Annotated in this window: 18 protein-coding genes, 3 tRNA genes and 3 rRNA genes; 13 read left to right on the forward strand and 11 right to left on the reverse strand. The window is 55.6% G+C overall.

Translation table 11 applies throughout. From position 1 onward, the window contains the following. The first annotated feature begins 24 nt into the window (after positions 1-24). Positions 25-1,473: a recombinase family protein gene (locus P4G45_RS02285; protein WP_348268084.1), complete on the forward strand. Its 1,449-nt coding sequence runs from the start codon at positions 25-27 to the stop codon at positions 1,471-1,473. Here the strand turns inward: P4G45_RS02285 and P4G45_RS02290 are convergent. The 6 genes from P4G45_RS02290 to P4G45_RS02315 form a co-directional block, all read right to left on the reverse strand. After that, positions 1,447-1,523, reverse strand: a tRNA-Pro gene (locus P4G45_RS02290). The two genes, P4G45_RS02285 and P4G45_RS02290, sit on opposite strands and share 27 nt — an antisense overlap. A 90-nt stretch (positions 1,524-1,613) precedes the next feature. Then, a complete protein-coding gene (locus P4G45_RS02295; protein WP_348268085.1) occupies positions 1,614-1,886 on the reverse strand; it encodes an oxidative damage protection protein in 273 nt (90 codons plus the stop codon). A gap of 201 nt (positions 1,887-2,087) precedes the next feature. Next, entirely contained in the window at positions 2,088-4,784 is a 2,697-nt protein-coding gene (locus tag P4G45_RS02300; protein ID WP_348268086.1) for a VacB/RNase II family 3'-5' exoribonuclease, read from the reverse strand. Positions 4,785-4,811: 27 nt separating this feature from the next. Then, entirely contained in the window at positions 4,812-5,618 is an 807-nt protein-coding gene (locus tag P4G45_RS02305) for a hypothetical protein (RefSeq protein WP_348268087.1), read from the reverse strand. A 73-nt stretch (positions 5,619-5,691) separates the two neighbouring features. After that, complete coding sequence (gene tyrS / locus P4G45_RS02310) at positions 5,692-6,936, reverse strand: tyrosine--tRNA ligase (RefSeq protein ID WP_348268088.1); 1,245 nt, start codon at positions 6,934-6,936, stop codon at positions 5,692-5,694. Between the two features lie 88 nt (positions 6,937-7,024). Beyond that, positions 7,025-7,594, reverse strand: a complete 570-nt coding sequence (locus P4G45_RS02315; protein WP_348268089.1) for an NAD(P)H-dependent oxidoreductase — start codon at positions 7,592-7,594, stop codon at positions 7,025-7,027. 180 nt (positions 7,595-7,774) lie between these two features. Here P4G45_RS02315 and P4G45_RS02320 point away from each other — a divergent pair, with 180 nt between their 5' ends. Both P4G45_RS02320 and P4G45_RS02325 read left to right on the forward strand, forming a co-directional pair. Next, entirely contained in the window at positions 7,775-8,230 is a 456-nt protein-coding gene (locus P4G45_RS02320) for a DUF3253 domain-containing protein (RefSeq protein WP_348268090.1), read from the forward strand. 158 nt (positions 8,231-8,388) lie between these two features. Beyond that, positions 8,389-8,829 carry an MmcQ/YjbR family DNA-binding protein gene (locus P4G45_RS02325; RefSeq protein ID WP_348268091.1) on the forward strand — a complete coding sequence of 147 codons (441 nt, stop codon included), beginning with the start codon at positions 8,389-8,391 and terminating at the stop codon, positions 8,827-8,829. A 47-nt stretch (positions 8,830-8,876) separates the two neighbouring features. Here P4G45_RS02325 and P4G45_RS02330 read toward each other — a convergent pair whose 3' ends face one another. Next, positions 8,877-9,818 (reverse strand): branched-chain amino acid transaminase, encoded by a 942-nt coding sequence (locus P4G45_RS02330; protein WP_348268092.1) that lies wholly within the window; start codon positions 9,816-9,818, stop codon positions 8,877-8,879. Positions 9,819-9,886: 68 nt separating this feature from the next. On the opposite strand from P4G45_RS02330, the gene P4G45_RS02335 reads away from it, so the two are divergent. After that, positions 9,887-10,567: a MarC family protein gene (locus P4G45_RS02335; RefSeq protein WP_348268093.1), complete on the forward strand. Its 681-nt coding sequence runs from the start codon at positions 9,887-9,889 to the stop codon at positions 10,565-10,567. A 129-nt stretch (positions 10,568-10,696) separates the two neighbouring features. Here the strand turns inward: P4G45_RS02335 and P4G45_RS02340 are convergent, their stop codons facing one another. Continuing rightward, positions 10,697-11,845, reverse strand: a complete 1,149-nt coding sequence (locus P4G45_RS02340) for a hypothetical protein (RefSeq protein WP_348268094.1) — start codon at positions 11,843-11,845, stop codon at positions 10,697-10,699. A 171-nt stretch (positions 11,846-12,016) separates the two neighbouring features. Between P4G45_RS02340 and P4G45_RS02345 the strand changes: the two genes are divergently transcribed. From P4G45_RS02345 to P4G45_RS02360, 4 genes are all read left to right on the forward strand, one after another. Then, a complete protein-coding gene (locus P4G45_RS02345) occupies positions 12,017-12,490 on the forward strand; it encodes a carboxymuconolactone decarboxylase family protein (protein ID WP_348268095.1) in 474 nt (157 codons plus the stop codon). Positions 12,491-12,537: 47 nt separating this feature from the next. Next, positions 12,538-12,984 carry a hypothetical protein gene (locus P4G45_RS02350; protein WP_348268096.1) on the forward strand — a complete coding sequence of 149 codons (447 nt, stop codon included), beginning with the start codon at positions 12,538-12,540 and terminating at the stop codon, positions 12,982-12,984. A 119-nt stretch (positions 12,985-13,103) separates the two neighbouring features. After that, positions 13,104-14,054 carry a sugar phosphate isomerase/epimerase family protein gene (locus tag P4G45_RS02355; RefSeq protein ID WP_348268097.1) on the forward strand — a complete coding sequence of 317 codons (951 nt, stop codon included), beginning with the start codon at positions 13,104-13,106 and terminating at the stop codon, positions 14,052-14,054. A 27-nt stretch (positions 14,055-14,081) separates the two neighbouring features. Continuing rightward, positions 14,082-15,362 carry a Gfo/Idh/MocA family oxidoreductase gene (locus P4G45_RS02360; RefSeq protein WP_348268098.1) on the forward strand — a complete coding sequence of 427 codons (1,281 nt, stop codon included), beginning with the start codon at positions 14,082-14,084 and terminating at the stop codon, positions 15,360-15,362. Here P4G45_RS02360 and P4G45_RS02365 read toward each other — a convergent pair. Further along, the gene (locus P4G45_RS02365) at positions 15,359-15,910 is read right to left on the reverse strand and encodes a DUF4337 domain-containing protein (RefSeq protein ID WP_348268099.1); all 552 of its coding nucleotides are present in this window, start codon (positions 15,908-15,910) and stop codon (positions 15,359-15,361) included. The two genes, P4G45_RS02360 and P4G45_RS02365, sit on opposite strands and share 4 nt — an antisense overlap. 915 nt (positions 15,911-16,825) lie before the next feature. On the opposite strand from P4G45_RS02365, the gene P4G45_RS02370 reads away from it, so the two are divergent. The 5 genes from P4G45_RS02370 (at position 16,826) to rrf (ending at position 22,439) form a co-directional block, all read left to right on the forward strand. After that, a 16S ribosomal RNA gene (locus tag P4G45_RS02370) occupies positions 16,826-18,325 on the forward strand. Positions 18,326-18,632: 307 nt separating this feature from the next. Further along, positions 18,633-18,709, forward strand: a tRNA-Ile gene (locus P4G45_RS02375). 41 nt (positions 18,710-18,750) lie between these two features. After that, positions 18,751-18,826, forward strand: a tRNA-Ala gene (locus tag P4G45_RS02380). A gap of 389 nt (positions 18,827-19,215) precedes the next feature. After that, positions 19,216-22,165 (forward strand): 23S ribosomal RNA (locus tag P4G45_RS02385). A gap of 157 nt (positions 22,166-22,322) precedes the next feature. After that, a 5S ribosomal RNA gene (gene rrf / locus P4G45_RS02390) occupies positions 22,323-22,439 on the forward strand. The 16S, 23S and 5S rRNA genes sit together here with 2 tRNA genes alongside, the layout of an rRNA operon. Before the next feature lie 123 nt (positions 22,440-22,562). Here rrf and P4G45_RS02395 read toward each other — a convergent pair. Then, positions 22,563-23,021 carry a DDE-type integrase/transposase/recombinase gene (locus tag P4G45_RS02395; protein ID WP_348268100.1) on the reverse strand — a complete coding sequence of 153 codons (459 nt, stop codon included), beginning with the start codon at positions 23,019-23,021 and terminating at the stop codon, positions 22,563-22,565. 42 nt (positions 23,022-23,063) lie between these two features. After that, positions 23,064-23,318, reverse strand: a complete 255-nt coding sequence (locus tag P4G45_RS02400) for a helix-turn-helix domain-containing protein (RefSeq protein ID WP_373694146.1) — start codon at positions 23,316-23,318, stop codon at positions 23,064-23,066. Between the last annotated feature and the right edge of the window lie 142 nt (positions 23,319-23,460).

Here is a 23,460-nt window from a genome sequence, read left to right on the forward strand (position 1 = left end):
ATCTTCCAGTGAGCGAGAACCAGCGTGATATCAGCCATAATTTATAGCCGTGTCAGCAGTAGAGAACAGCAGCAGGAGGGATTTTCCCTCGGAGCTCAGGCCAAATTGCTCCGCGAGCATGCCGACCGCAACGACATGACAATCCTCAAAGCATTCGAAGACGTTGAGACAGCGAAGACATCGGGCCGGAAGCAGTTTAGTGAGATGGTGAAGTGGCTGAAGCAGCACCCATCGTGCCGCACGCTTTTGGTCGAGAAGACGGACCGCCTGTATCGGAACTTTCGTGACGCCGTCACCCTAGAAGAACTGGATATCGAGATTCACCTCGTCAAAGAGGGACAGGTTCTGTCCAAGGACGCCAAGTCCAATACGAAGCTCATCCACGGCATTAATATGGTACTGGCTCGGAACTATTCGGAGAACCTCAAAGAAGAAGTGAAGAAGGGTATGCGGGAAAAAGCCTCTCAGGGCATCTATCCCGGCCACGCACCATTTGGATACCGAAACAACAAGGCCGATCGAACCATCGAGGTTGATCCAGTCGATTCACACATGGTCATCCGGCTCATGGAGCTCTATGCGGCCGGTGCTCATACATTGTCCACGCTATGCAAGGTGCTGAAAACGGAATTCGGCAAAACGATGAGTCGTGGCAACATCCACCTCATCTTGAAGAATAGGTTTTATATTGGATTCTTCGAATGGGCTGGAGAGACCTATCGCGGCACGCACCAGCTTTTCATCGATCCCAAGACCTTCCAGAGAGTGCAAGAGGTGCTCACCGGTCATAACCGCCCAAAGTACTCGAAGCAGGAGATTGCCTTTCGTGGACTAATGACATGCGCTCACGATGGTTGCATGCTGACCGGGGATGTCCAGAAGCAGAAGTACGTCTATTACCGCTGTACCGGCAATCGCGGGAAATGCGTTCTGCCGCGCTTCAAAGAAGAAGTTTTATCGCAGAGACTCGGAGAACCACTTCAAGGTTTACAGGTGCCGCCCGTGATCGTCGAGCAGATCGTTGCGACGTTGCGTGAGGACCAGAATCAGGCCGATAGCAGGCTGGAGAATGAGAGAGTACGTCTGACGTCCCGGCTCACGGCCATCCGAAATCGCATGGATGCCGCGTACATGGACAAGCTGGACGGCAAGATTCCCGAGGACTTCTGGGAACGCAAAATGACTGATTGGAGAACGGAAGAACAGCAGGTGAAACTTGCTCTCGACGGTCTCGCCAGCTCCGAAAACACCGACAGGGCACTAGATGCGCAAAGAGTGTTCGAACTCGCGAATAAGGCCTATTTGCTGTATGTTTCGCAGGATTCTGCGGAAAAAGCCAAACTGCTCAGAATGATGTGTTCGAACTTTTGTGTAGATGCCGTAAGTGCCACACCTACATACAGATACCCCTTCAATATGATCTTCGAAAGGGCTAAATTGGAAGAATGGTCGGGACGACTAGATTCGAACTAGCGACCTCACCCACCCCAAGGGTGCGCTCTACCAGGCTGAGCCACGTCCCGACTATGGTTGCGCGTCTGCCCAGGCGGGCGACGGCGGGGTATGTTGCAGAACTAAGTGTACACGAATGACGCTCTTTTCGCGCCATTCGGTTAGTGGGAGGGAGCGACGTATTCCTTCGGCAGCGAGCCGCCTTCGCCGAAAAAGAACTCGTTCATCTGTTCCACAAGGAACTCTTGTGCCTCGCGTGTCCAGGGCTGGAGACGATATTCATTCAACAGCATCTTCTGCCGTTCGACCCACTCTCCCCACGCCTTTTTCGAGACATTCTTATAAATCTTCTGGCCGAAGTCCGAGTCGAACGGAGCTTCGTCGAGGCCTTCCATTTCAGCCTTGTATTTGGTGCAAAAAACCATGTGCGCCATTTAGATTAAATCTCCTTGGAAGTCTCCATTTTACGCAGTTTTTTCCGCAGGGGACAGTCTGGCTGCTTTTGCGTTGAAGCAGCCGTTTTAACAACTACGCGGAACGTCATGCTGCCGGTCTGCCTGTTTGGCTAAAACCGCCATAATCCCGCTATCTCAACCGAGACCGGCGCTTTTTGGAGAGCAAGCCCATCAACCCGTTCAGGCCTTTTTCCGCTTTCCCTTGGACTTCTTATTTCGCACCCGCTCTTTGCTTTTGGGTTTACCGGAGCGGTTCGGACTGGAATGAGCGCTTTCCTTTTTTGAGGCCGCCTTACCTTTGGGCTTGCGTAGAGATCTGGACGCATTCGCTGTGTCCTCGTCCGAAGGCAGCAGTGCGAACTGAAGGCGCCTTTGCTGGCGGTCGATCCGGTCGAGCAACACGTGGACGCGCTGGCCCATCTTGAAGACGCGGCCATTACGCGTGCCTACAATCTGCCGATCGGTGTCGCGAAAAATGTAACGATCGTCCTGAAGAGTGGCAATCGGTACCAATCCTTCGATGAAGAGATTATCCAATTCCACGAAGAAGCCATACTTCGTGCAGGAGAGAACGATCGCATCGAAATCCTCGCCTACACGGTCCTCCATGAAGCGGATCTTCTTCCACTCGATCAGTTCGCGTTCGGCATCGTCGGCACGGCGCTCCGCCTGACTGGATTCGGTGGCGATCGCAGCTAATTCTGACGCTGGAATGGATTCTCTGGCATTCAGTTTCGTGGCTTCCTGCTTTTTGCCGGTGACTGATGCGCTCATCTCGCGCCAAGGTTGAGGATCGGTGCTTAGGATGGCTGCGCCTTCGGGGTTCGCACCGGATTGCAGAAGGTCCCGCAGTAAGCGATGAACGATCAGATCCGGATAGCGCCGGATGGGTGAGGTGAAGTGTGTATAGCTGGGAGAGGCAAGCGCGAAGTGGCCCACGTTCTGCTCGCTGTATCGGGCTTGCTTGAGAGATCGCAGCATAAGGTAAGCGAGGATGCGTTCCTCCGGCTTGCCTTCGATCTTCGCCGTCAGTCGCTGATACATCTGGGGAGTCACGGGAATCGACTCAGCAACCTCATGTGTCTTTGCGGTGCGGCCGACTCCGCGTGTCGCCCGCTTATCCGACTTCATCTGGACTCGTTTCACAGGCAAACTGCTGAACCCTAGCGAGTAGCCAAACTGGCTCGCCGTCTCTTCAAAGTCGACGATGCGCTTCGGGTCTGGCATCTCATGGATGCGGTAGATACCTGGCACGCCCTGCGCCTCGATCCAATGCGCGACGCACTCGTTGGCTGAGAGCATGAACTCCTCGATCAGGCGGTGCGACCAGCCCCGCTGCGAGTGGACAATGGCCTCCATGTTTCCATCGGGATCAAACCGAATCACGGGCTCCGGCAGGTCGAAATCAATCGAGCCTCGGCGATGACGCTTCGCATTCAGTTTCAGCGCAAGCTCGTGCATCTGCTCAAACTCAGGCACCAGTGCAGCGAACTCGGATCGAGTGGCCACGTCTCCATCGAGCACCGCCTGAACCTGCGTATACGTCATGCGCCGCGCGCTGCGGATGATGCCCTCACACAACTCGTAGCCAAGCACCTCGCCACGCGCGTCGATCTCCATCAGGCAGCTCAACACCAGCCGATCTTCATCCGGACGCAGACTGCACATTCCGCTCGAAAGCTGCGACGGCAGCATAGGAATCGCGCGGTCGGGAAAGTAGACTGACGTTCCGCGTAGCCGCGCCTCAAGATCGAGCGCCGTGCCCGGTCGGACATAGTGGCTCACGTCTGCGATATGAACCTGAAGCTGCCAGTTACCATTTGCCAGGGGTTCGACCAGCACAGCATCGTCGAAGTCCCGCGCCGTCTCTCCGTCGATGGTTACGATTGGCAGTCCGCGAAAATCCCTGCGCTGCTCCAGTTCATCCGCAGGCAGAGTCTCTACCGTCTGCGCCGCTGATGCCGCAGCCTCGTCCAGTACATTTGTCGGAAAGGTATACGGCAGATGATGCTTGCGAATGACGATCTCAACATCGACGCCAAATGCATCCGGCGGCCCCAGTACTTCAAGCACGCGTCCCCGCGCAGGCCGTCCCGGAGCGGGAAAATCCGTGACCTCAATATCCACCGCAAGCCCTTCGAGCGGCCAGTGCGGATCAAGCTCCTCCGACCAATGCTTCTGCTGCGCCTGCGCCTCTTCGCCCAACACGCGGTGCGGCGTCTGCTGCGGCGTCCCGGCAATCTCCGCACCCTCCGGAATAAGAATTGCCTGCGTCATCCGCTCATCCAGCGGCGTAACGTAGTTGCCGTTGACAAGCGGCGCATTCTCCCAAGAATTGGAGCGCCCTCGCGACCGCGCATAGTGAAAGATGCCGACCACCGTGGGATTACGCCGCGTCAGTATCCGCGCCACTCGGCCCGACCGCCTCCCATCGCGCCCCAGCGGAGCCTCGTCGACAAGAACCTCGTCTCCCTGCATGGCCCCGTTCAGCTCATTCGGAGGAATAAATAGATCATCTTCGCGGCTGGTGCTCTGGTTAGGCCGAACGAAACCATATCCATCGCGGTGCAGATCGATCTTCCCCGCCACCAGGCGATCGCGGGTCGCACGATGTTCAACCGGCTGCTCCACATCACGCGGAGCCCGGGCCGTCTTCTCGGGAGCGGCAGCAGGCAAACTCCACTGCTCCGTGTCAATCTTCACCAACTCGCCCCGGGCAGTGATGCGCGCAAGCTGCTCCAGCAGCAATCGCCGTTCGCGGCCCCCGCCCAACCCAAGCTCGCGTATCAGTTGCTTGTATCCAGCGCGCTGTCCTGCTGAGCGTTCAATCCGGCGAATCAGTTCGCGATCTGTCCGTGGATAGGGAGTCTTAGGCATCTGAGGTTAAAGATATAGGACGACCGCTTATTTCCCTGGCTTCGACATCTCCGCCGCCTGTTCGAGCGTTGTACCCGCAGGCACCTGGGTAAAGTCCGTCTGCACCTCATCTTGCTGCTGGCCAATGTTCTTAAACAGCAGTGCTTTACCGACGATATGGACATGTGTCTCGGTGATCTGCCACAAGCCCGGCTTCAACTCACGCCGTTCCACGCGAAAGGTTCCACCCTGTTTTAGTCTTCCCAGCAGACCCCAGCCGAAGGTAATATCCTGCGTCAGCTTTCCGCTGATCGTCTTGATGCGGTGCTGCGTCTTATCCACGACCAACTCGCCCGCCATCGTACTAAGCACGCGCGATTGCATGTCCGGCGGATTGAAATCAGGGTTCGGAGTAAACGTGAGTGTTATCGAGTCCCCATTCTCGTTTGCTATCTTCCATCGAAAGGCCTTCGGCAGCATGTTCAGCAACTCGGCCGCATTTTTATCGTCCGATGCCCCATCCTTTTTTTGTTTCTCCAGCTTCTCCGGATCGTGGATGAAATTTTGAATTCGCGCGTCTTCAGCCTGCATCTCCTCCGCGGTCAGGGGTCTGCCATTCTTCTCGACCAGGCGCTTTACTGAACCCTCGGCAGTCTGCACCACATTGGAGACCTTGTTCGCATCACGCTGCTCGTCGCGATATCTCCAGAGAGTGTGATCGTTGCGGCTGGCGGCCAGCTCAGTATTCACGGCCGTCTGCACAATCTGCGTAGCATCCTGCGCCTGAAGCGTCGCAGCGGTAAAAAGAACAAGAGCCAGACAGCAGAAGAACTTCGAGCGAATCAAATTACGCATAATGGTAGGATGCCATCTTTCCACAGAGGTTTGCGCCACTACCACGCGATGACTCAGATGGCTTAACCCCGGCTCATTCTGCAACCGTTACAGCTTTGGCCCTTTTGCCCAGCCGTAACGTAAGCCTTACAGGCAGCGACTCCAGTGTGAGCGTCGCCTCGCGGTGCACCTCAGTGCCTACGCGAACTGCCCCCTCAGCAAGCTTCCGCGTAGCCTCGCTCCCCGACCCGGCAAGCCCGGCCTGTGCCAGCAGCTTCGCCATCCGCACCGTATTCGCATCGGCTCCGGCGACGGAGCTATATTCCACCGTTACCTCTTCGAGATCATTCGCGACCTCGCGCTGCTGAAACTGCCTGGTCCAGTTCTCCGCCGCCGCATCGGCCTCCGCCGCCGAATGAAAATCGCCGGTAATGGCATGAGCAAGATTCTTCTTCGCCTGCATCGGATGCAGCGCACCGCTGGCGACATCGGCCTGCATCTGTGCAATCTCCGACTTACGCAGATCGGTCAGCAGCATCCAGTACTTCCACATCAGCTCATCGGAGATCGACATCAGCTTGCCATACATCTCCGAAGCCGGTTCGTGGATGCCGATCGCATTGTTCAGCGACTTCGACATCTTCTGCACACCGTCCAGCCCTTCAAGAATCGGCACCATCAGCACAATCTGCTGCGGCTGGCCAAAGTGCTTCTGCAGATCGCGCCCGCGCATCAGGTTGAACTTCTGGTCGGTCCCGCCCAGCTCCACATCGCTCTTCAGCTCGACCGAGTCGTAGCCCTGCGCCACCGGATAGATCATCTCGTGCAGCGCAATCGGCTGCTCCGCGTCGAAGCGCTTGTGAAAGTCCTCGCGCTCCAGCATCTGGGACACCGTGAACTGCGCCAGCAGCCGCACCATATCGTAGTAGTTCAGCTTGTCCAGCCACTCGGAGTTGTAGCGAACCTCGGTCTTCTCGGGATCGAGAATCTTGAACACCTGCTCCTTATACGTCTCCGCATTGGCCGCAATCTGCTCCGGCGTCAGCGGCTTGCGCGTGACGTTGCGCCCGGTCGGGTCGCCGATCAGCGCCGTCGAATCTCCGATCAAAAAGATGACCGTATGCCCAAGCTGCTGAAAGTGTCGCAGCTTGCGAATCAGCACCGTATGGCCAAGATGCAGGTCAGGCGCGGTCGGGTCAAAGCCCGCCTTGATGCGCATCGGCTTGCCCGCGGCAATGGACTGCTGAATGCGCTCCTTGAGAGCGTCCAGCGGAAGAATCTCGGCAGCGCCCTTGGTGATGAGGTCAAGCTGGTCTTCAAGCGAAGGAAACATGGACATATTGTTCAAGTATAAAGATGTTTCACTATCTATTCGCTATTACCTATGCAAGTAGTGAACGTGTCCATCGGAAAAAGTTCGGCAGCGTCTAAACCCCACGCCGCCCCAGTTCTTCGACCCGCGCCAGCCATCGCCGCCGTCCCTCCGCACCGACTCCCTCAACATTGCCATAGATGATGGAGCGAATCGGAGACACGCCCATAAAACGCAAAATATTACGCAGGATCTTCAGGGCATGTGCTCCAAACCACCAACGATAGACAACACCCGGCATTCCCATGGTGATGATGACACGCGCCGACTTGCCTTTCAGCAACTTCAGGAACTTGCCTTTTTTTGACGACTCAACCAGATCAGGTTGCAACACGCGCTCAAGAAAGCCGTTCAGGATTGCCGGCTGCGTGCCCAGCCACAGCGGAAAGATCAGCACTAAATGATCGGCCTCCATCATTGCGTCGTGTGCTGCCTTAATATCCGGTTCGAGAGGCTGCACCCGTTCGAAGCCCTCATGCAGAATGGGGTCGAACTTCATTCTGCTGGTGACGAACAATTTCACGGCATGTCCACCCGCCCTGGCCCCTCGTGCATAGCTTTCCCCAAGAGCCTCGCAAAAAGTTCCGGTGCGTGCGTGACCCACGATAACGACAATGCGTGCCATCGGAAGAGATCCTCTCTCTTGATTCTCCCTTCCCACGGAAAAGGCATGCCGTGACGTGAATCACAGAGTAAGGCCTATCCCATTCGTGCTCTCCTGTTGTATGAACAGAACACGCGGCAGTGCGATCCATCCCTGAGCGAGAAGGAAAGGTACGACAATACATTAAGATCCAAAGCCAATATGCCGGACCGCAGACCCAAACCCGACCGCCCCACCCCGCACAAAGATAAGCTCTGCAAGACCTGTCGCCGCCCCATCCAGTGGCAGAAGAAATACGAGCAGGATTGGGACATCATCAAGTTTTGCAGCGAAGCCTGCAGCGGCTACCACCCCGGCGAAAGGGACGCAGCCCTTGAAGCCGCCATCCTCTCGCTCCTCGCCGAACGCACCGCCGACGGAGACAAGACCAAAACCATCTGCCCCTCCGAAGCAGCCAAACTGGTCAGCGGCGACGCCCGCGACAAGGACAAAGCCACCCGCCGCGATTGGGAGGCCCTCATGGAGCCAGCCCGCGCCGCAGCCCGTCGTCTCGTCGTCGCAGGCAAGATCGAGATCACCCAACACGGAGCCGTCGTCAACCCATCCACGGCCAAAGGCCCCATCCGCCTCCGTCTATCCACACGTCATCTCGACTGAAGCAGGCATAGATGAATTGAGCCATTCAGCCGGGGGGGGTGTACATCAATGTTCCACGTGGAACAATCAACAGCAATCCGTGATATAGTGCGCGTCTTGGCAGCGCATGTTGTGTGCCATTGAGGGTGCCCCTCCAAGCCACCTCATATACTCACCCCATGGACGCCGAACGCATCCGCGCCTTCCTCCTCAAACTCCCCCATGTCGTCGAGACCATGCAATGGGGCGCAAACCTTGTCTTCTGGACAGGGGATAAGGCTATCGGCGGAAAGATGTTCGCGCTGGTCAATCTCGACGGCGATGGCAGAGCCGTCATCTCCTACTCCGCGGGCGCAGAGCGTTACGCCGAGCTACTCGAAATCGACGGCATCTTTCCCGCGCCCTACATGGCCCGCATCTATTGGGTCGCCGCCGAGCGCTGGAGCGTCTTCCGCAATCCCGAATGGGAGCAGCAGCTCCGTTCCGCGTACGACCTGACTCTCGCCAAACTCCCACCGAAAACCCGGGCCACCCTGGCGCTGCCAAAGGCAAAGCAAAAGCAGCTCATCGCCGAACGCCGAAAACTATTGGCTGCACGGTCAACAACCTCACCAAACTAAAAGCCACCCAGAGAAGGGTGGCTTTCAGCTACATCCGTATCTAAAAACTATGCGCCTACAGGTTCGGCTACCTTCACATTAACCGGGGTAAGCCAATTGTGGCGGTCGGGCTTCAATCCGTTGACGATGCTGAAGAACTCCTCATGCAGCGCGCTGGTGATGGGGCCCATAGTGCCGTCGCCCACCAGGATGCGGTCGACCGAGCGGAGGTGAGTAACCTCGGCGGCGGTGCCGGTGAAGAACGCCTCGTCAGCGATGTAAAGCATCTCGCGGGGCAGCGCCTGCTCGACGACTTCGATGCCAAGCTGCTTGGCCAGCGTGATGACCGAGGCGCGGGTGATGCCGCTGAGCACAGAGTTGGCGAGGGGCGTGGTGTAGAGGATGCCGCCCTTAACGAGGAAGAGGTTCTCGCCAGAGCCCTCGGAGAGATAACCGTTAACATCGAGCGCGATGCCCTCGGAGTAGCCGTTGACCTCGGCTTCCATGCGGATGAGCTGCGAGTTCATGTAGTTGGCGCCAGCCTTGGCAAGCGAGGGCATGGTGTTGGGCGCAAGGCGGTTCCAACTGGAGATGCAGACGTCGGCGCCAGCATTGCCGGGAACGTATTTGCCCCACGGGAAGTTCGCGATATAAACCTCGACCGGAGACTTCAGCGGATTGACGCCGATCTCGCCGTAGCCTCTGAATGCAATGGGCCGGATATAGCAGGGGGCGATGCCATTGGCTTCGACTACATCGACGACGGCGGAGCAAAGCTGGTCGACCGTGTAGGGCACGGGCATGCGGTAGATCTTGGCGGAATCCAAGAGCCGGGCCATGTGTTCCTGAAGGCGAAAGACTCCCGCACCTTTGGGCTGCGTGTAACAGCGGATGCCTTCGAAGACCGAAGACCCGTAGTGAACCACGTGGGACATGACGTGGATTTGGGCTTTATCCCAGGGAATGAGATTTCCGTTATGCCAGATATTGTTGGTGGTCTGAAGGGCCATGCGATTCGCTCCTGACGGCTGAAAGTTAATTATAGCGGGGTGTTGAGGAGGCCGTGGGAGAATGAGGAGTGATTCTTGACGCCCATTCGATGAGCCTGGCCGTACTGGAGCGGTCGGCATACGTGCGGTTTTCGGTGCTGGCGTTGAGCTCGATCTTCTTCCTGGTGGACCCGTTTGCTGCGTTGCCGACCTTTCTGGCGGTAACGGCGGGGGATGACGCAGGCCGTCGGCGGAAGACGGCCTGGAAGGCTTCGCTGACGGCGCTGGTGGTGCTGAGCGCGTTTGCCATTGCGGGTCAGTACATCTTCAAGATGTTCGGGATCACGCTGCCGGCGTTCGAGATCGCGGGTGGCATTATTCTGCTGCTGATCGGTCTCGATATGCTCGAGGCGAAGCGTTCCCCGACCCAGGAGTCGACGGAAGAGGCGACCGAGGCGCGGGCAAAAGAGGACGCGGGCATCGTTCCGCTGGGCATCCCGATGCTCGCCGGGCCGGGCGCGATTACCAGCGTGATGGTGCTGGTGGGCCAGGCACAGACGCGGTGGCAGATGGCGGCGATTTTGATCTCCATCTTTATTACAGCGTCGATTTGTTATTTGGTGCTGGGTAACTCGGACAAGGTAGCGCGAGCGCTGGGCGATACTGGCGTGCGGATTCTGGTGCGCATCATGGGTCTGCTGCTGGTGGCGCTGGCGGTGCAGTATTTTGTGAATGGTCTGGTGGACCTGGGTGTGATTGCCAAGCCCTGAGTGTGGCGTTTTGTGTGTCGCCTGGTTGATTGTGATTGGGTATAACAACTGCGGCTTGGTGCCGGTCAGTCCTGCCCGGTACTTTTATGAATACCGGGCGGGGTTGTAGCTTCCTTGGATCGACTATTTCTATTGGTTAATTTGCCAGATGGTCAGGGTCGCGGTGTTGTCATCGACGGCGGCGAAGGTGGCGACGTCGTCTGAGTTATGTACCGCAAGCCCGAACGCTCCTCCTTGAGCAGGATCGACGGAGAGCTGCTTCACAAACGTTCCATCCTTCGTGAATTCAACGATCTCGCTGGGTTGAGCGGGATCGCTATTGATGCCGTCGCTGTTGGAGACCAGCAGGTGCCCGTTCGGCGCCTCCGCCATGGCGAGCGCGCCGTGCAGGTGAACGTTGTCCTGATAGACAATGCGTCCCACTCCTCCATCCGATGTACGCTCGCTGGCGTTCTTGACGGCGAAGACTTCGTTGTCGCCAGTTGAGGCCACATAAAGTATGTCGCTTCGCTCATCGTAGACGAGGCCCGTGGGCGACACGACAAACGTTACCGGGTCTCCACGATGGATATAGCCGGAGGCGATTGTTTTGGAATGCGTCAACGTCAGGCCGGCCGCGCTCACGGTGAAATCAAGACGGCTGACTGTGCCAGTCAAGGCATTCGCGATGAATGCGATGGCCTGGCCTCCGTGGTCGACGAGCGCCATGTCCCATGGACCCTGAATCTCAGGGCTGGTGATGGTCTGCTTTAACTGCCCATGGTTGTTAACCACCAGCAGTGAGCCCGGGGTGGCTGTGGCGATGGTGCCATCGGTACTGGGGAAATTACCTACGACGACGAAACCGGCCTGAAGGGTGCCAAGCGCCGTCGAAAGACCAAGTGGAACTTTGCCCTGGAAGAAAAGAGACTGCTTACCCATCCTGGAGATACGAACGATGGTGGTGCCGGTTCCCTGAAGATTCATGGAGTTGTTGAAGTTCGATACAAGAATGTCGCCGTTCTTTAAAGGGCCGGAACCGATCTGGAAGTCGCTTGTGATGAAGGCGACTCCATAAGGATTTACATCTCCATTGGCAGGAACGGTTGAGACGCTTCGCGCCGGACCGGGAAGGAAAGCGTTATCTGCATTGTTGTCCTGACGCTGGGCAATGCCAGCGGTCGTGATGAGAAGAAGCAGGCCCAATACAGCGGTTAGCTTGCGCGCATTAGGAGAGTCAGTCTGGCGTACTGCGGTGGGGCAGACTGGGCAGGAGGAGAGAGTATTCATTGGTTTCATAACACCCATCCTTTCCTTTTAATCAGAAACGATGCTCGTTGTTGTGAGCCGATGTCAAGGAGAGAAGGGAATTGATCGTGATCAAACAATGTGGCGCCTGACCTGATTTTTTTGGTGCGAGTTTTGATTTGGGGTCATCCAAAGACCATCGCGATTTTATTCGGAGGATACATGGAACAACGTTTTAATTATTTCAAGGCGGCGCCGGATGCTTATAAGGCGATGAGTGCTCTTGAAGCGTATCTACATGGGTGCGGGTTGGAGGAAGGACTACTTCATCTGGTCAAGCTGAGGGCATCGCAGATCAATGGCTGCGCGTTCTGCCTGGACATGCACTCGAAAGATCTGCGTGCAGCCGGAGAGACGGAGCAGCGGTTGTATACGCTCGATGCGTGGCGGGAGTGCCCCTGGTATACCGATCGGGAGCGCGCGGCGCTGGCCTGGACCGAAGCTTTGACGCTGGTGACGCAAGGGCATGTGCCCGATGCGGTGTATGAAGAGGTTCGAAAGCAGTTCAATGAGAAGGAACTGGCCGACCTGAGCCTGGCGATTACGACAATCAATGCGTGGAATCGGCTCAGTATCGCGGCACGAACGACGCCGGGGACATATAAAGTCGGAGCCTATAAAGCGCACACCCAGTAGATCGCAAGCCCGCAATTTCGTTTCAATTTAGCTGCCACGAGGATGCAATGACAGCAGTAGAGACGGTTGCACTTGCAGGCTTATTAGCCGGTACGCTGGATATCACCGCTACTTCTACACTCTTTGCCCTGCAAGGTCTCTCGATCGAGAGGCTTTGGCAGGGCATTGCGAGCGGTGCTTTGGGTAGTCCGGCCTTCAGCGGCGGTAAGCGAAGTGCTACTGTCGGATTGCTTTTTCACTTCGTGATTGCGTTGATCGTCGCTGCTGTCTACTACGCACTTAGCCGCAGGTTGCCGGGATTGATCGAAAGCCCGTTTGTCTGTGGCGCTGTTTACGGCACGGTCGTTCATGTGGTGATGAGCCGCATCGTGCTGCCGCTGTCCGCGGCTCCTAAGCGCGTGTTCTCTGTAAAGGCATTTTTGATCCAATTGGTCATTCACATCTTCTTCGTAGGGCTTCCAATCGCGCTTATCGTCAGTCATACGTCCCGATAGAGACTTTGTATCTGTGCGCTCGCCTCTTTAGCTATTTGGATTGGAATTCTGGTATGTTGGGCGCGTTGAACAAATGCGCTCAGCAAGAGTTCTGGTGTGTGTAAGACGAGGGGGAATAGATGCGGCGGAGAGATTTTCTGGGTTTGGCAGCGACGGCTGCGCTGGCGGGTACGACTGGGATCGCAGATGCAATGGGTGGTGCGGGAGCGAGGGGTACACCGGTCCGGATGGGCAGGACGATGGAGTTGGGCCTGGTCATCTCGCCCTTTCAGGGCCCTGAGGAGACAATCAAGCGGGTGCACGACCTGGGCCTTGCTACCTGCTTTCTTTCTCTCGATGGTTATATTGGCAAATTTACGCCGCAACTGGCGACGCAGATGCGTGGATTGCTGGACCGCTATGGCGTAAGGGCGACGACGGTAGAGGTGGTAGGGCCGGGAAAATTGGTGTGGGATTTTATGCAGGGACCATCGACCATCGGGCTGATTCCGCGTGCCACGCGCGCGGTGCGGATGGACGCGCTACGACAGGTCTCCGATTTTGCGAAGCTCGTGGGCGTGAACCAGGTGCAGACCCACTGCGGATTCATTCCCGAAGATCCTGCCGATCCGCTCTATGCGGAGGCAGTCGTCGCAATTCGCGAGGTGGCGAAGCATTGCGCGGGGAACGGACAGGAATTCTTGATGGAGACAGGGCAGGAGACGCCGACAACCATGTCGCGGATGCTGCGCGATGTGGCGCAGCCGAATCTCGGCGTCGGACTCGATACGGCCAACCTGATTCTGTACGGCAAGGCGAACCCGGTGGATGCAGTGGACATTCTGGGGCCGCATGTGAAGAGCATTCATGCCAAGGACGGCAGATGGCCGACCGACCCCAGCAAGCTCGGCGAAGAGGTTCTGATTGGCACCGGCCTGGTGGACTTCCATAAAGTATTCAGCAAACTCCATCGACTGGGTTACAACGGCGCGGTGACAATTGAACGCGAGACCTCGGGACCGCAGCAGATTGCCGATGTACGTCAGGAGAAGGCGTATCTGGAGAAGGTTCTGGCTGACGTGATTGGCTGACGATTGCAGATAAAAAAGGGAGAGCGCATGAAGGAGATGGACAGGCGGAAGTTTGTGAAGGCAGGGGCTGCGGCATCGGGACTCTTGCTGCTGAAGTCGAAGACGGCGTTCGGGTACGAGGCCAACTCGGCCGTCCGAATGGCACTGCTGGGCTGCGGCAATCGCGGAACATCGGTAGCAAGTTCGTTTGCACAAAACACGACGGCGCGGGTGGTCGCGCTGGCCGACATCTTTCCCGACAAGCTGGCGCTGGGAAAGGCGCACTTCGACAAATTGAACGCAGGGCTTGGCCATGCGGCGATTGAGGACAGGTTGACCTTCCACGGCCACGAGGCGTTCATGGAGCTCGCGCACTCGAAGGACGTGGACATGGTGCAGATCTCGACGCCGCCGTGGTTTCATGTGCAGCATCTGGAGGCGATGGTGGACGCGGGCAAGCATGTCTACTGCGAGAAGCCGGTCGGCGTGGACGTGGCCCAGTCAAAGAAGGCGCTGGAGATTGCGCAGCGAGTCAGCGGCAAGCAGAGCGTGGATGTGGGCTTTCAGGTGAGGAGCGCTCCGCCGATTGCCGCTGTGATCGGAAGGGTAAAGGACGGCGCGCTCGGCAAGATCGCATCGATCTCTGCGAGCTACTATGCGCCTGCGTCGACGGAAAAGATGGCACCCGCTGGTGCCTCGCACGACGAATGGCGGCTGCGCAACTGGTTATGGGACAAGGTGCTCTCCGGAGACATTCTGGTCGAGCAGAACATTCACATCATTGACCTTTGCAATTGGGCGCTGGGCGGTCATCCCCTGAAGGCGATCGCCACTGGAGGGCGCAACATTCTGACCCATGCGGGCGACTGTTGGGACAACTATCAGGTGACCTACACCTATCCAGGCGATGTCCACGTGAGCTTTGCGTCGACACAGTTTGGTGATTACGGATTTTTTGAGGCCGGGATGCGGATCTTTGGAGCCGAGGGTTCGGCGGATGTCCCATATGCCGGGCCAGTCCGAATTCTTGGCCGATCGGCATGGTCGTGGCAGGATGCAGCCGCCGCGCCAACGGAGCCGGGTAAATTCGCTGCCAACGGGGAGTTCAAGGACAACCTCGCATTGGCGGACCGCGAAAAGGACCGTAGCTTTATCGAGAGCATTACCTCAGGACAATTCCACAACCAGATTGCCGCCGGCGTGGAGACAGCGCAGAGCTGCATGCTGGGCCGTATGGCCGCTTACACCGGCCGCGAGGTGACCTGGGAGGAACTGCAAACCCACGGAGAGAAGTTCACGCTGGGAATGGACGTGAACCGCTTTAGTTAGTGGACGAGCAAGCCCAGAGCGGCGACAACCATACCGATGGCCCCAATTGTGAGGCCGAGATAGAAGTAGGATCGGCGCCGCGTGAAAAGCGTAATGGAGGAGAGGACGACCGAAATCTGGAGTAGGGCTTCGCCGAGATCGTAATGTGAGGCCCGTCGTTCCGCCAGGCTGACCTCTTGCTCGTATTCATGGGCCTTTTCCTGTTCTTCGGCGAGGTCCGTCTTCCATTTCGCAATGTGGGCTTTATATTCCTGCAATTTGGCCACTGCGCCAGGGGAACTGGCAAAGGATTGCAGCTGGATGAGGTCGACGGTCACGGAGAGGCTATCCATGCGGATTTTCTTGGCCTGGTAGAGGTTCCACTGGTCGGCGACACGGGATTGCATGAGAATCGCCTCGGTGTGGCTGCGGTGCCCGAGAACCGTGACCATAGCAACGAGGACGGCGAGAATGGAGATTGCCAGCGAAATATGGGTGAGGGATTCACCCTTTTCTTCGTTTGCTTCATGGAGTTGCTTGGTGAACTCCTGCATTTCTGTAGGTTCCATGATGGGGATTCTAGCTTGAGAGTGTGGTTTTTTGTCTACCAGGCAAAAAAAACAAGATGTTTCAGAATTCTTAAGGCCCCGTCTTTACTGGGGATAAGCTGGTTTTCTACAGGAAAGCCGAGTTTTCAACAGGAGAAAAGGTTGCATGAAGCGGAACGCACTGCTAATCTCAGGAAGTCGCAGAAACGCAGTGCTTACAAAGAACTGAAAAGCGCAGAAACACAGTGCTTGCAAGGAATTGAAAAGCACGGTACTCTGAATAGGCAGTAAGAAACAAAAGCTTCTCACCTTAGCTCTAGCAACAACATGAGCGTGTAACAAAGGGATGATGGAGCGCAGTCCAAGTGTTTGATCGGCAACGAGCTAATGGCCAGCCGGTAACCAAACCCAAGCCACTGCAATTCAATAGTTCAGGAGCTGAGTGCTCCGCGATCGCATTGTGATCGTTAGGATGTTTTGAGATATTTGTGCTGTGCGAATAAGATTCGTTTGAGGCTTTTCGAGGTTGAAGTAAAACTCGAAAAAAGCTAAAAAAAAGAAGTTGACAGAAGCTTGAAACTTCGATAATCTTAGAAAGTTCGCTAAAACGTCAAACGCTGCCGAGCGGTACTCTAAAAGGCTGACACAAAGCCAGTAAGAAATAGAGAAGCCAAGGTAAGCAGCAAATACAGACGACAACAGCGCATCAAGTTCGAGGACACAAATCTGGCTTATGCCGATTTCGTCCTTGATCCAAAGCTGCCCGCTTAGGTGGATGCAGTCAGGATCTTTGACAACATAGTTGAACGTGCCAGTCGTGAGATGATACGAAATTTGGTTTAGTCATTCTCACTAGTTATAAACCTCCGGTCTTTCGAGCACCGGGGGCGCTTGAACCATCCCGACCCCTGTCGATGGATGGCAAGCAAACCAAGATTAAACGAGAGTTTGATCCTGGCTCAGAATCAACGCTGGCGGCGTGCCTAACACATGCAAGTCGCACGAGAAAGGGTAGCAATACCTGAGTAAAGTGGCGCACGGGTGAGTAACACGTGAATAATCTACCTCCGAGTGGGGAATAACTGAGAGAAATCTTAGCTAATACCGCATAATACTTACGAGTCAAAGCAGCAATGCGCTTGGAGAGGAGTTCGCGGCAGATTAGTTAGTTGGCGGGGTAATGGCCCACCAAGACGATGATCTGTATCCGGCCTGAGAGGGCGCACGGACACACTGGAACTGAAACACGGTCCAGACTCCTACGGGAGGCAGCAGTGGGGAATTTTGCGCAATGGGGGAAACCCTGACGCAGCAACGCCGCGTGGAGGATGAAATCCCTTGGGATGTAAACTCCTTTCGATAGGGAAGATAATGACGGTACCTATAGAAGAAGCCCCGGCTAACTTCGTGCCAGCAGCCGCGGTAATACGAGGGGGGCAAGCGTTGTTCGGATTTATTGGGCGTAAAGGGTGCGTAGGCGGTTTGGCAAGTCTTGTGTGAAATCTTCGGGCTCAACCCGAAGCCTGCATAAGAAACTGCCGGGCTTGAGTATGGGAGAGGTGAGTGGAATTTCCGGTGTAGCGGTGAAATGCGTAGATATCGGAAGGAACACCTGTGGCGAAAGCGGCTCACTGGACCATAACTGACGCTGAGGCACGAAAGCTAGGGGAGCAAACAGGATTAGATACCCTGGTAGTCCTAGCCCTAAACGATGATTGTTTGATGTGGCAGGTACCCAATCCTGCCGTGTCGAAGCTAACGCGATAAACAATCCGCCTGGGGAGTACGGTCGCAAGGCTGAAACTCAAAGGAATTGACGGGGGCCCGCACAAGCGGTGGAGCATGTGGTTTAATTCGACGCAACGCGAAGAACCTTACCTGGGCTCGAAATGTACATGAATCCGGCAGAAACGTCGGCGTCTAGCAATAGACATGTATATAGGTGCTGCATGGCTGTCGTCAGCTCGTGTCGTGAGATGTTGGGTTAAGTCCCGCAACGAGCGCAACCCTTATCTTCAGTTGCTACCATTTAGTTGAGCACTCTGACGAAACCGCCTCGGATAACGGGGAGGAAGGTGGGGATGACGTCAAGTCCTCATGGCCTTTATGTCCAGGGCTACACACGTGCTACAATGGCCGGTACAAACCGCTGCAACCCCGCGAGGGTGAGCTAATCGGAAAAAGCCGGCCTCAGTTCGGATTGGAGTCTGCAACTCGACTCCATGAAGCTGGAATCGCTAGTAATCGTGGATCAGCATGCCACGGTGAATACGTTCCCGGGCCTTGTACACACCGCCCGTCACATCACGAAAGTGGGTTGCACTAGAAGTCGGTACGCTAACCGCAAGGAAGCAGCCGCCCAAGGTGTGATTCATGATTGGGGTGAAGTCGTAACAAGGTAGCCGTAGGAGAACCTGCGGCTGGATCACCTCCTTTCTAAAAGAGAACGTCTTGGCACACTTCAGCGCCCTGCGATTGCAGGCAATCTAATTTTGCGATTAGATTGAGTTGATAGTGACGTTGCCAAGAACCATCTGCAAGCGCTTCGGTGATTGTAGATGAGCCTGAACTAAACCTTCTTTTTTTCGATATCTGTCAACACCGATGGTCAATGGCGGCGTAGCTGCCATGCACGTTCAACTGTGTCCTCGAAACCTTTCGAGAGAGCTCGATTTTTGATTCTTTATGAATCAACAACAGAGCAGCCTGCGCATCACGCCTTCGGGTTCGATGCTGTAGAGTCGGGCCTGTAGCTCAGTTGGTTAGAGCGCACCCCTGATAAGGGTGAGGTCGGTAGTTCGAATCTACCCAGGCCCACCACCTTTATCTCAACTACGAGTCTGGTTTAGACTTGTAGCCATGGGGCTGTAGCTCAGTTGGGAGAGCACCTGCTTTGCAAGCAGGGGGTCAACGGTTCGATCCCGTTCAGCTCCACCATAACTACTCGATAGAGGTTTCACCAAGCGATGTCTGCTTGAGGTTGAGCCTCTGCTCTTAGATAAAGAGCGAGGTTGAACCTTGAGCAGGAATGTTCAAGCCGCCTAAGGGTGCGATGCGACAACGTAGCAATACGATTCGCTCATGATTTTTGACAACTGAATAGATTGGGTAAATATAACTACAAGGCTGAGCAGCATGTCTTCGGGTAGTTTCCGAAGAAAGCTGTCAATCAGTATTGAGTGTCTTTAGAATAATTTTCGTGTTACCGGTCTGATTCTCGCAAGTTGAGATGAAGGACTGTACGACACAGGCGTGGACTATATATCAAACGTAGATTGCTCTATGTTGCAGAGGTTTTCACTCTGCTGCGTGCGAGTAAATTCTATGGTCAAGCTACTAAGGGCGCACGGTGGATGCCTTGGCAGAAACAGGCGATGAAGGACGCGGCAAGCTGCGATAAGCTTCGGGGAGCGGCACACACGCGTTGATCCGGAGATTTCCGAATGGGGAAACCCACCTAGGTAAAACCTAGGTATGTCCTACTGAATTCATAGGTAGGAACAGGCGAACGGAGGGAAGTGAACCATCTCAGTACCTCCAGGAGGAGAAAGAAACCTCGATTCCGATAGTAGTGGCGAGCGAACTCGGAACAGCCCAAACCCGTTGCATTTCGGTGTATCGGGGGTTGTAGGGCCTGCAAAAGTAGAGTTACCAATCTGGTTGTTAGCTGAATCTTCTGGAAAGGAGATCCAAAGAGGGTGACAGACCCGTAGGCGAAAACGATCCAGACTCGAAGCAGGTACCTGAGTAAGGCGGGGCACGAGAAACCCTGCTTGAATCCACGGGGACCATCCCGTAAGGCTAAATACTCGTTTCTGACCGATAGTGAACCAGTACCGTGAGGGAAAGGCGAAAAGCACCCCATTGAGGGGAGTGAAAAGTACCTGAAACCGTGTGCCTACAAGCAGTGGGAGGACTATGCCCGTAAGGGAATGTCTGACCGCGTGCCTATTGCATAATGAGCCGGCTAGTTATTCTTGTCAGCAAGGTTAAGCGTGAGCGAGCCGCAGCGAAAGCGAGTCTGAATAGGGCGATAAGTTGGCAGGAATAGACGCGAAGCGGGATGATCTACCCTTGGCCAGGTTGAAGATGGGGTAACACCCATTGGAGGACCGAACCGGTGTTTGTTGAAAAAAGCTCGGATGAGCTGAGGGTAGGGGTGAAAGGCTAATCAAATTCCGTGATAGCTCGTTCTCTCCGAAATAGCTTTAGGGCTAGCGTCGGGTGATTTGGATTGGTGGTAGAGACATGGATGGACTAGGGGGCTTTCCGGCTTACTGAATCCAATCAAACTTCGAATGCCAATTACAACCAGCCCGGCAGTCAGACTGTGGGGGCTAAGCTTCACAGTCAAAAGGAAAACAGTCCAGACCGCCTGCTAAGGTCCCAAAATTACAGTTAAGTGGGAAAGGAAGTCGGAACTCTCAGACAGCCAGGAGGTTGGCTTAGAAGCAGCCATCCTTTAAAGAAAGCGTAATAGCTCACTGGTCAAGAGGTCCGGTGCCGACAATACAACGGGGCTAAAACTGTATACCGAAGCAGCGGATGCACATCTTTTAGATGTGCGTGGTAGGAGAGCATTCTCTCGTGGATGAAGCGTAACTGGGAAGATACGTGGACATTAGAGAAGAGACCCTGCCGGCATAAGTAGCGATAATGAAGGTGAGAACCCTTCACGCCGAAAGTCTAAGGTTTCCTGAGGAAGGTTAATCCGCTCAGGGTTAGGCGGTCCCTAAGTCGAGGCCGAAAGGCGTAGACGATGGAAATCCGGTTAATATTCCGGACCTCCCAATACCTCGTTATACGATGGGGTGACGCAGAAGGATAAGCAGGACCTCCTATGGCTATGGGGTTCGATACGCGTAAGCTGGTTTCTCTAGGCAAATCCGGAGAGACTTAACAGTGAGGCGTAAAGCAGTAAGCCGTATGGCTGAAAGCTGCTGATTTCATGCTGCCAAGAAAAACCTCTAAGGAGAGGGATTGGGAACCGTACCACAAACCGACACAGGTAGACGAGGAGAATATCCAAAGGCGCTCGAGTGAAAGCTTGTTAAGGAACTCGGCAAATTAGACCCGTAACTTCGGGAGAAGGGTCGCCACTGGGGTGCAAGCCCTAAGTGGCCGCAGTGAAACGCGAACGGCGACTGTTTAACAAAAACACAGGTCTCTGCAAAGTCAAAAACGACGTATAGGGGCTGACTCCTGCCCGGTGCCGGAAGGTTAAAGGGAGAGGTTAGGGCGCAAGCTCGAAGCTTTGAACTGAAGCCCCGGTGAACGGCGGCCGTAACTATAACGGTCCTAAGGTAGCGAAATTCCTTGTCGGGTAAGTTCCGACCTGCACGAATGGAGTAACGATCGTTCGACTGTCTTAACGAGTTGCTCGGCGAACTTGTAGTACCGGTGAAGATGCCGGTTACCCGCAGCTAGACGAAAAGACCCCGTGCACCTTTACTATACTTTTACTATGAGTTACGGCTCTTGCTGCGCAGGATAGGTGGGAGGCTTTGATACCGGACTTTTGGGTTCGGTGGAGCCAACGGTGAGATACCACCCTGCGAGTGTTGTGATTCTAACCTGCTCCCGTAATCCGGGAGAGGGACATAGTAAGACGGGTAGTTTGACTGGGGCGGTCGCCTCCTAAATTGTAACGGAGGCGCGCGAAGCTACACTCAGGTCGTTTGGAAATCGACCGTCGAGTGCAAAGGCATAAGTGTGGTTAACTGCGAGACCTACAAGTCGAGCAGATGCGAAAGCAGGCCTTAGTGATCCGGTGGTTCTGTATGGAAGGGCCATCGCTCAACGGATAAAAGGTACGCCGGGGATAACAGGCTGATCGAAGCCAAGAGTTCATATCGACGCTTCGGTTTGGCACCTCGATGTCGGCTCATCACATCCTGGAGCTGTAGAAGGTTCCAAGGGTTCGGCTGTTCGCCGATTAAAGTGGTACGTGAGCTGGGTTCAGAACGTCGCGAGACAGTTCGGTCTCTATCTGCTGTGGGCGTAGGAGATTTGAAGAGGGCTGTCCTTAGTACGAGAGGACCGGGATGGACGAACCTCTTGTGTTCCAGTTGTCCTGCCAAGGGCACGGCTGGGTAGCGAAGTTCGGTTGTGATAACCGCTGAATGCATATAAGCGGGAAGCACGCTCTAAGATGAGATCTCCCAACCCAAAAGGGAAATGAAGGGCCCAGGAAGACCACCTGGTTGATAGGCTGGATGTTGAAGTGCAGTAATGCATGTAGCTTACCAGTACTAATCGCCCGTTCGGCTTGTCCATAGAATTTACTCTACGCAGTGAGAAAGTCCACTGTTCTGGAGTCATTCAATACAAGCTTTGTAGTTATATCTTTTGGAAACTACGCAACAAGTAACAAACGTCTAAAACCCAATCTATTCAGTTGTGGAAGATCGCGAGAGCGAAATTTCAAAACTTTGCCGGTGAGTTTACCGCGAGGGTCACACCCGTTCCCATCCCGAACACGGAAGTTAAGCCTCGTTGGGCCGATGGTACTGCACGCGTAAGTGTGTGGGAGATTAGGTGATCGCCGGCATAATATAGAAGCCTCATCCTTTCGAGGATGGGGCTTTTTACTGTCTGTAGCCTTCTCACAATCTGGCCACGGCGGATGCGGAGTTTCATCTTTAGCTGTGGTGGCTCAAGAGATTGTTCCTGTTCAGGGCTGAATGGGAAGCTGCGGAGTTCTGATAGGAGCGGGCATAAGCCCACTCTCGCAGTGCGGTCTGGATGAAGCGTTCTGCCTTTCCGTTGGTACGTGGGATGTAGGACGGGTGAAGCGGTGCCGGATGTGTTGACGGTGGAGCACCCTGCGGAAGGTTCCGTCGCGATAGCAGGGACCGTTGTCGGTAAGGACACGGCGGCAGGAGAAGCCGAAGCGAGAGTAGTAAAGGCCGGTCATGCGGAAGAACAGTTGGGCCGAGGCACTGGTCTGATCGGGCAGGATGGCGGCGAAGCTGATGCGGCTGTGATCGTCGATGGCGATGTGCAGGTATTCGTAGCCTGCGCCGCGGGTTTCGCAGGTGCGGTCGCCTTGGACGCGATGGCCGGGGCTTGACGATGCGGGCCAGGCGCTTGATATCGAAGTGGATGAGGTCGCCGGGCCGCCGGTACTCATAGCGCACGGCCGGTGGCGGAGGATCGAGGGAGCGCAGGCGGTTCATGTCGCCCGGCAGAGGATGCGGCTGACCGTCGCGCGGCTCAAACCCAGAGCGCGAGCGATCGGCCAGCCGTTGTATCGCAGCCGGCGAAGCGCCAAAACCTTTTCTATGAGAAGAGAAGAAGTGGCGCGTGGGCATCGCCGCGGACGCGAGGATCGATCGCCTAGACCGGTTGCCCCGAACTCGCGGCACCGGCGCACCCACTTGGCTGCCGTCTTCGCTGTGACGTTGAAGCTGGCCGCGGCCAGCTTCAACGTCAGCCCCTGCTCAATAACCCTCTGCGCAACAACTCTCGACTATAAACCGTCAATCGGGCATTCTGGTGATAGTCCATTAGATCCCTCCGGGAACACTGATTCGTCGCAGAATCAGCTTCTCGCAGTCAGATCGAATGGA

This window comes from Edaphobacter paludis (assembly GCF_039993895.1).
In the GTDB taxonomy this organism is placed as follows: Bacteria; Acidobacteriota; Terriglobia; order Terriglobales; family Acidobacteriaceae; genus Edaphobacter; species Edaphobacter paludis.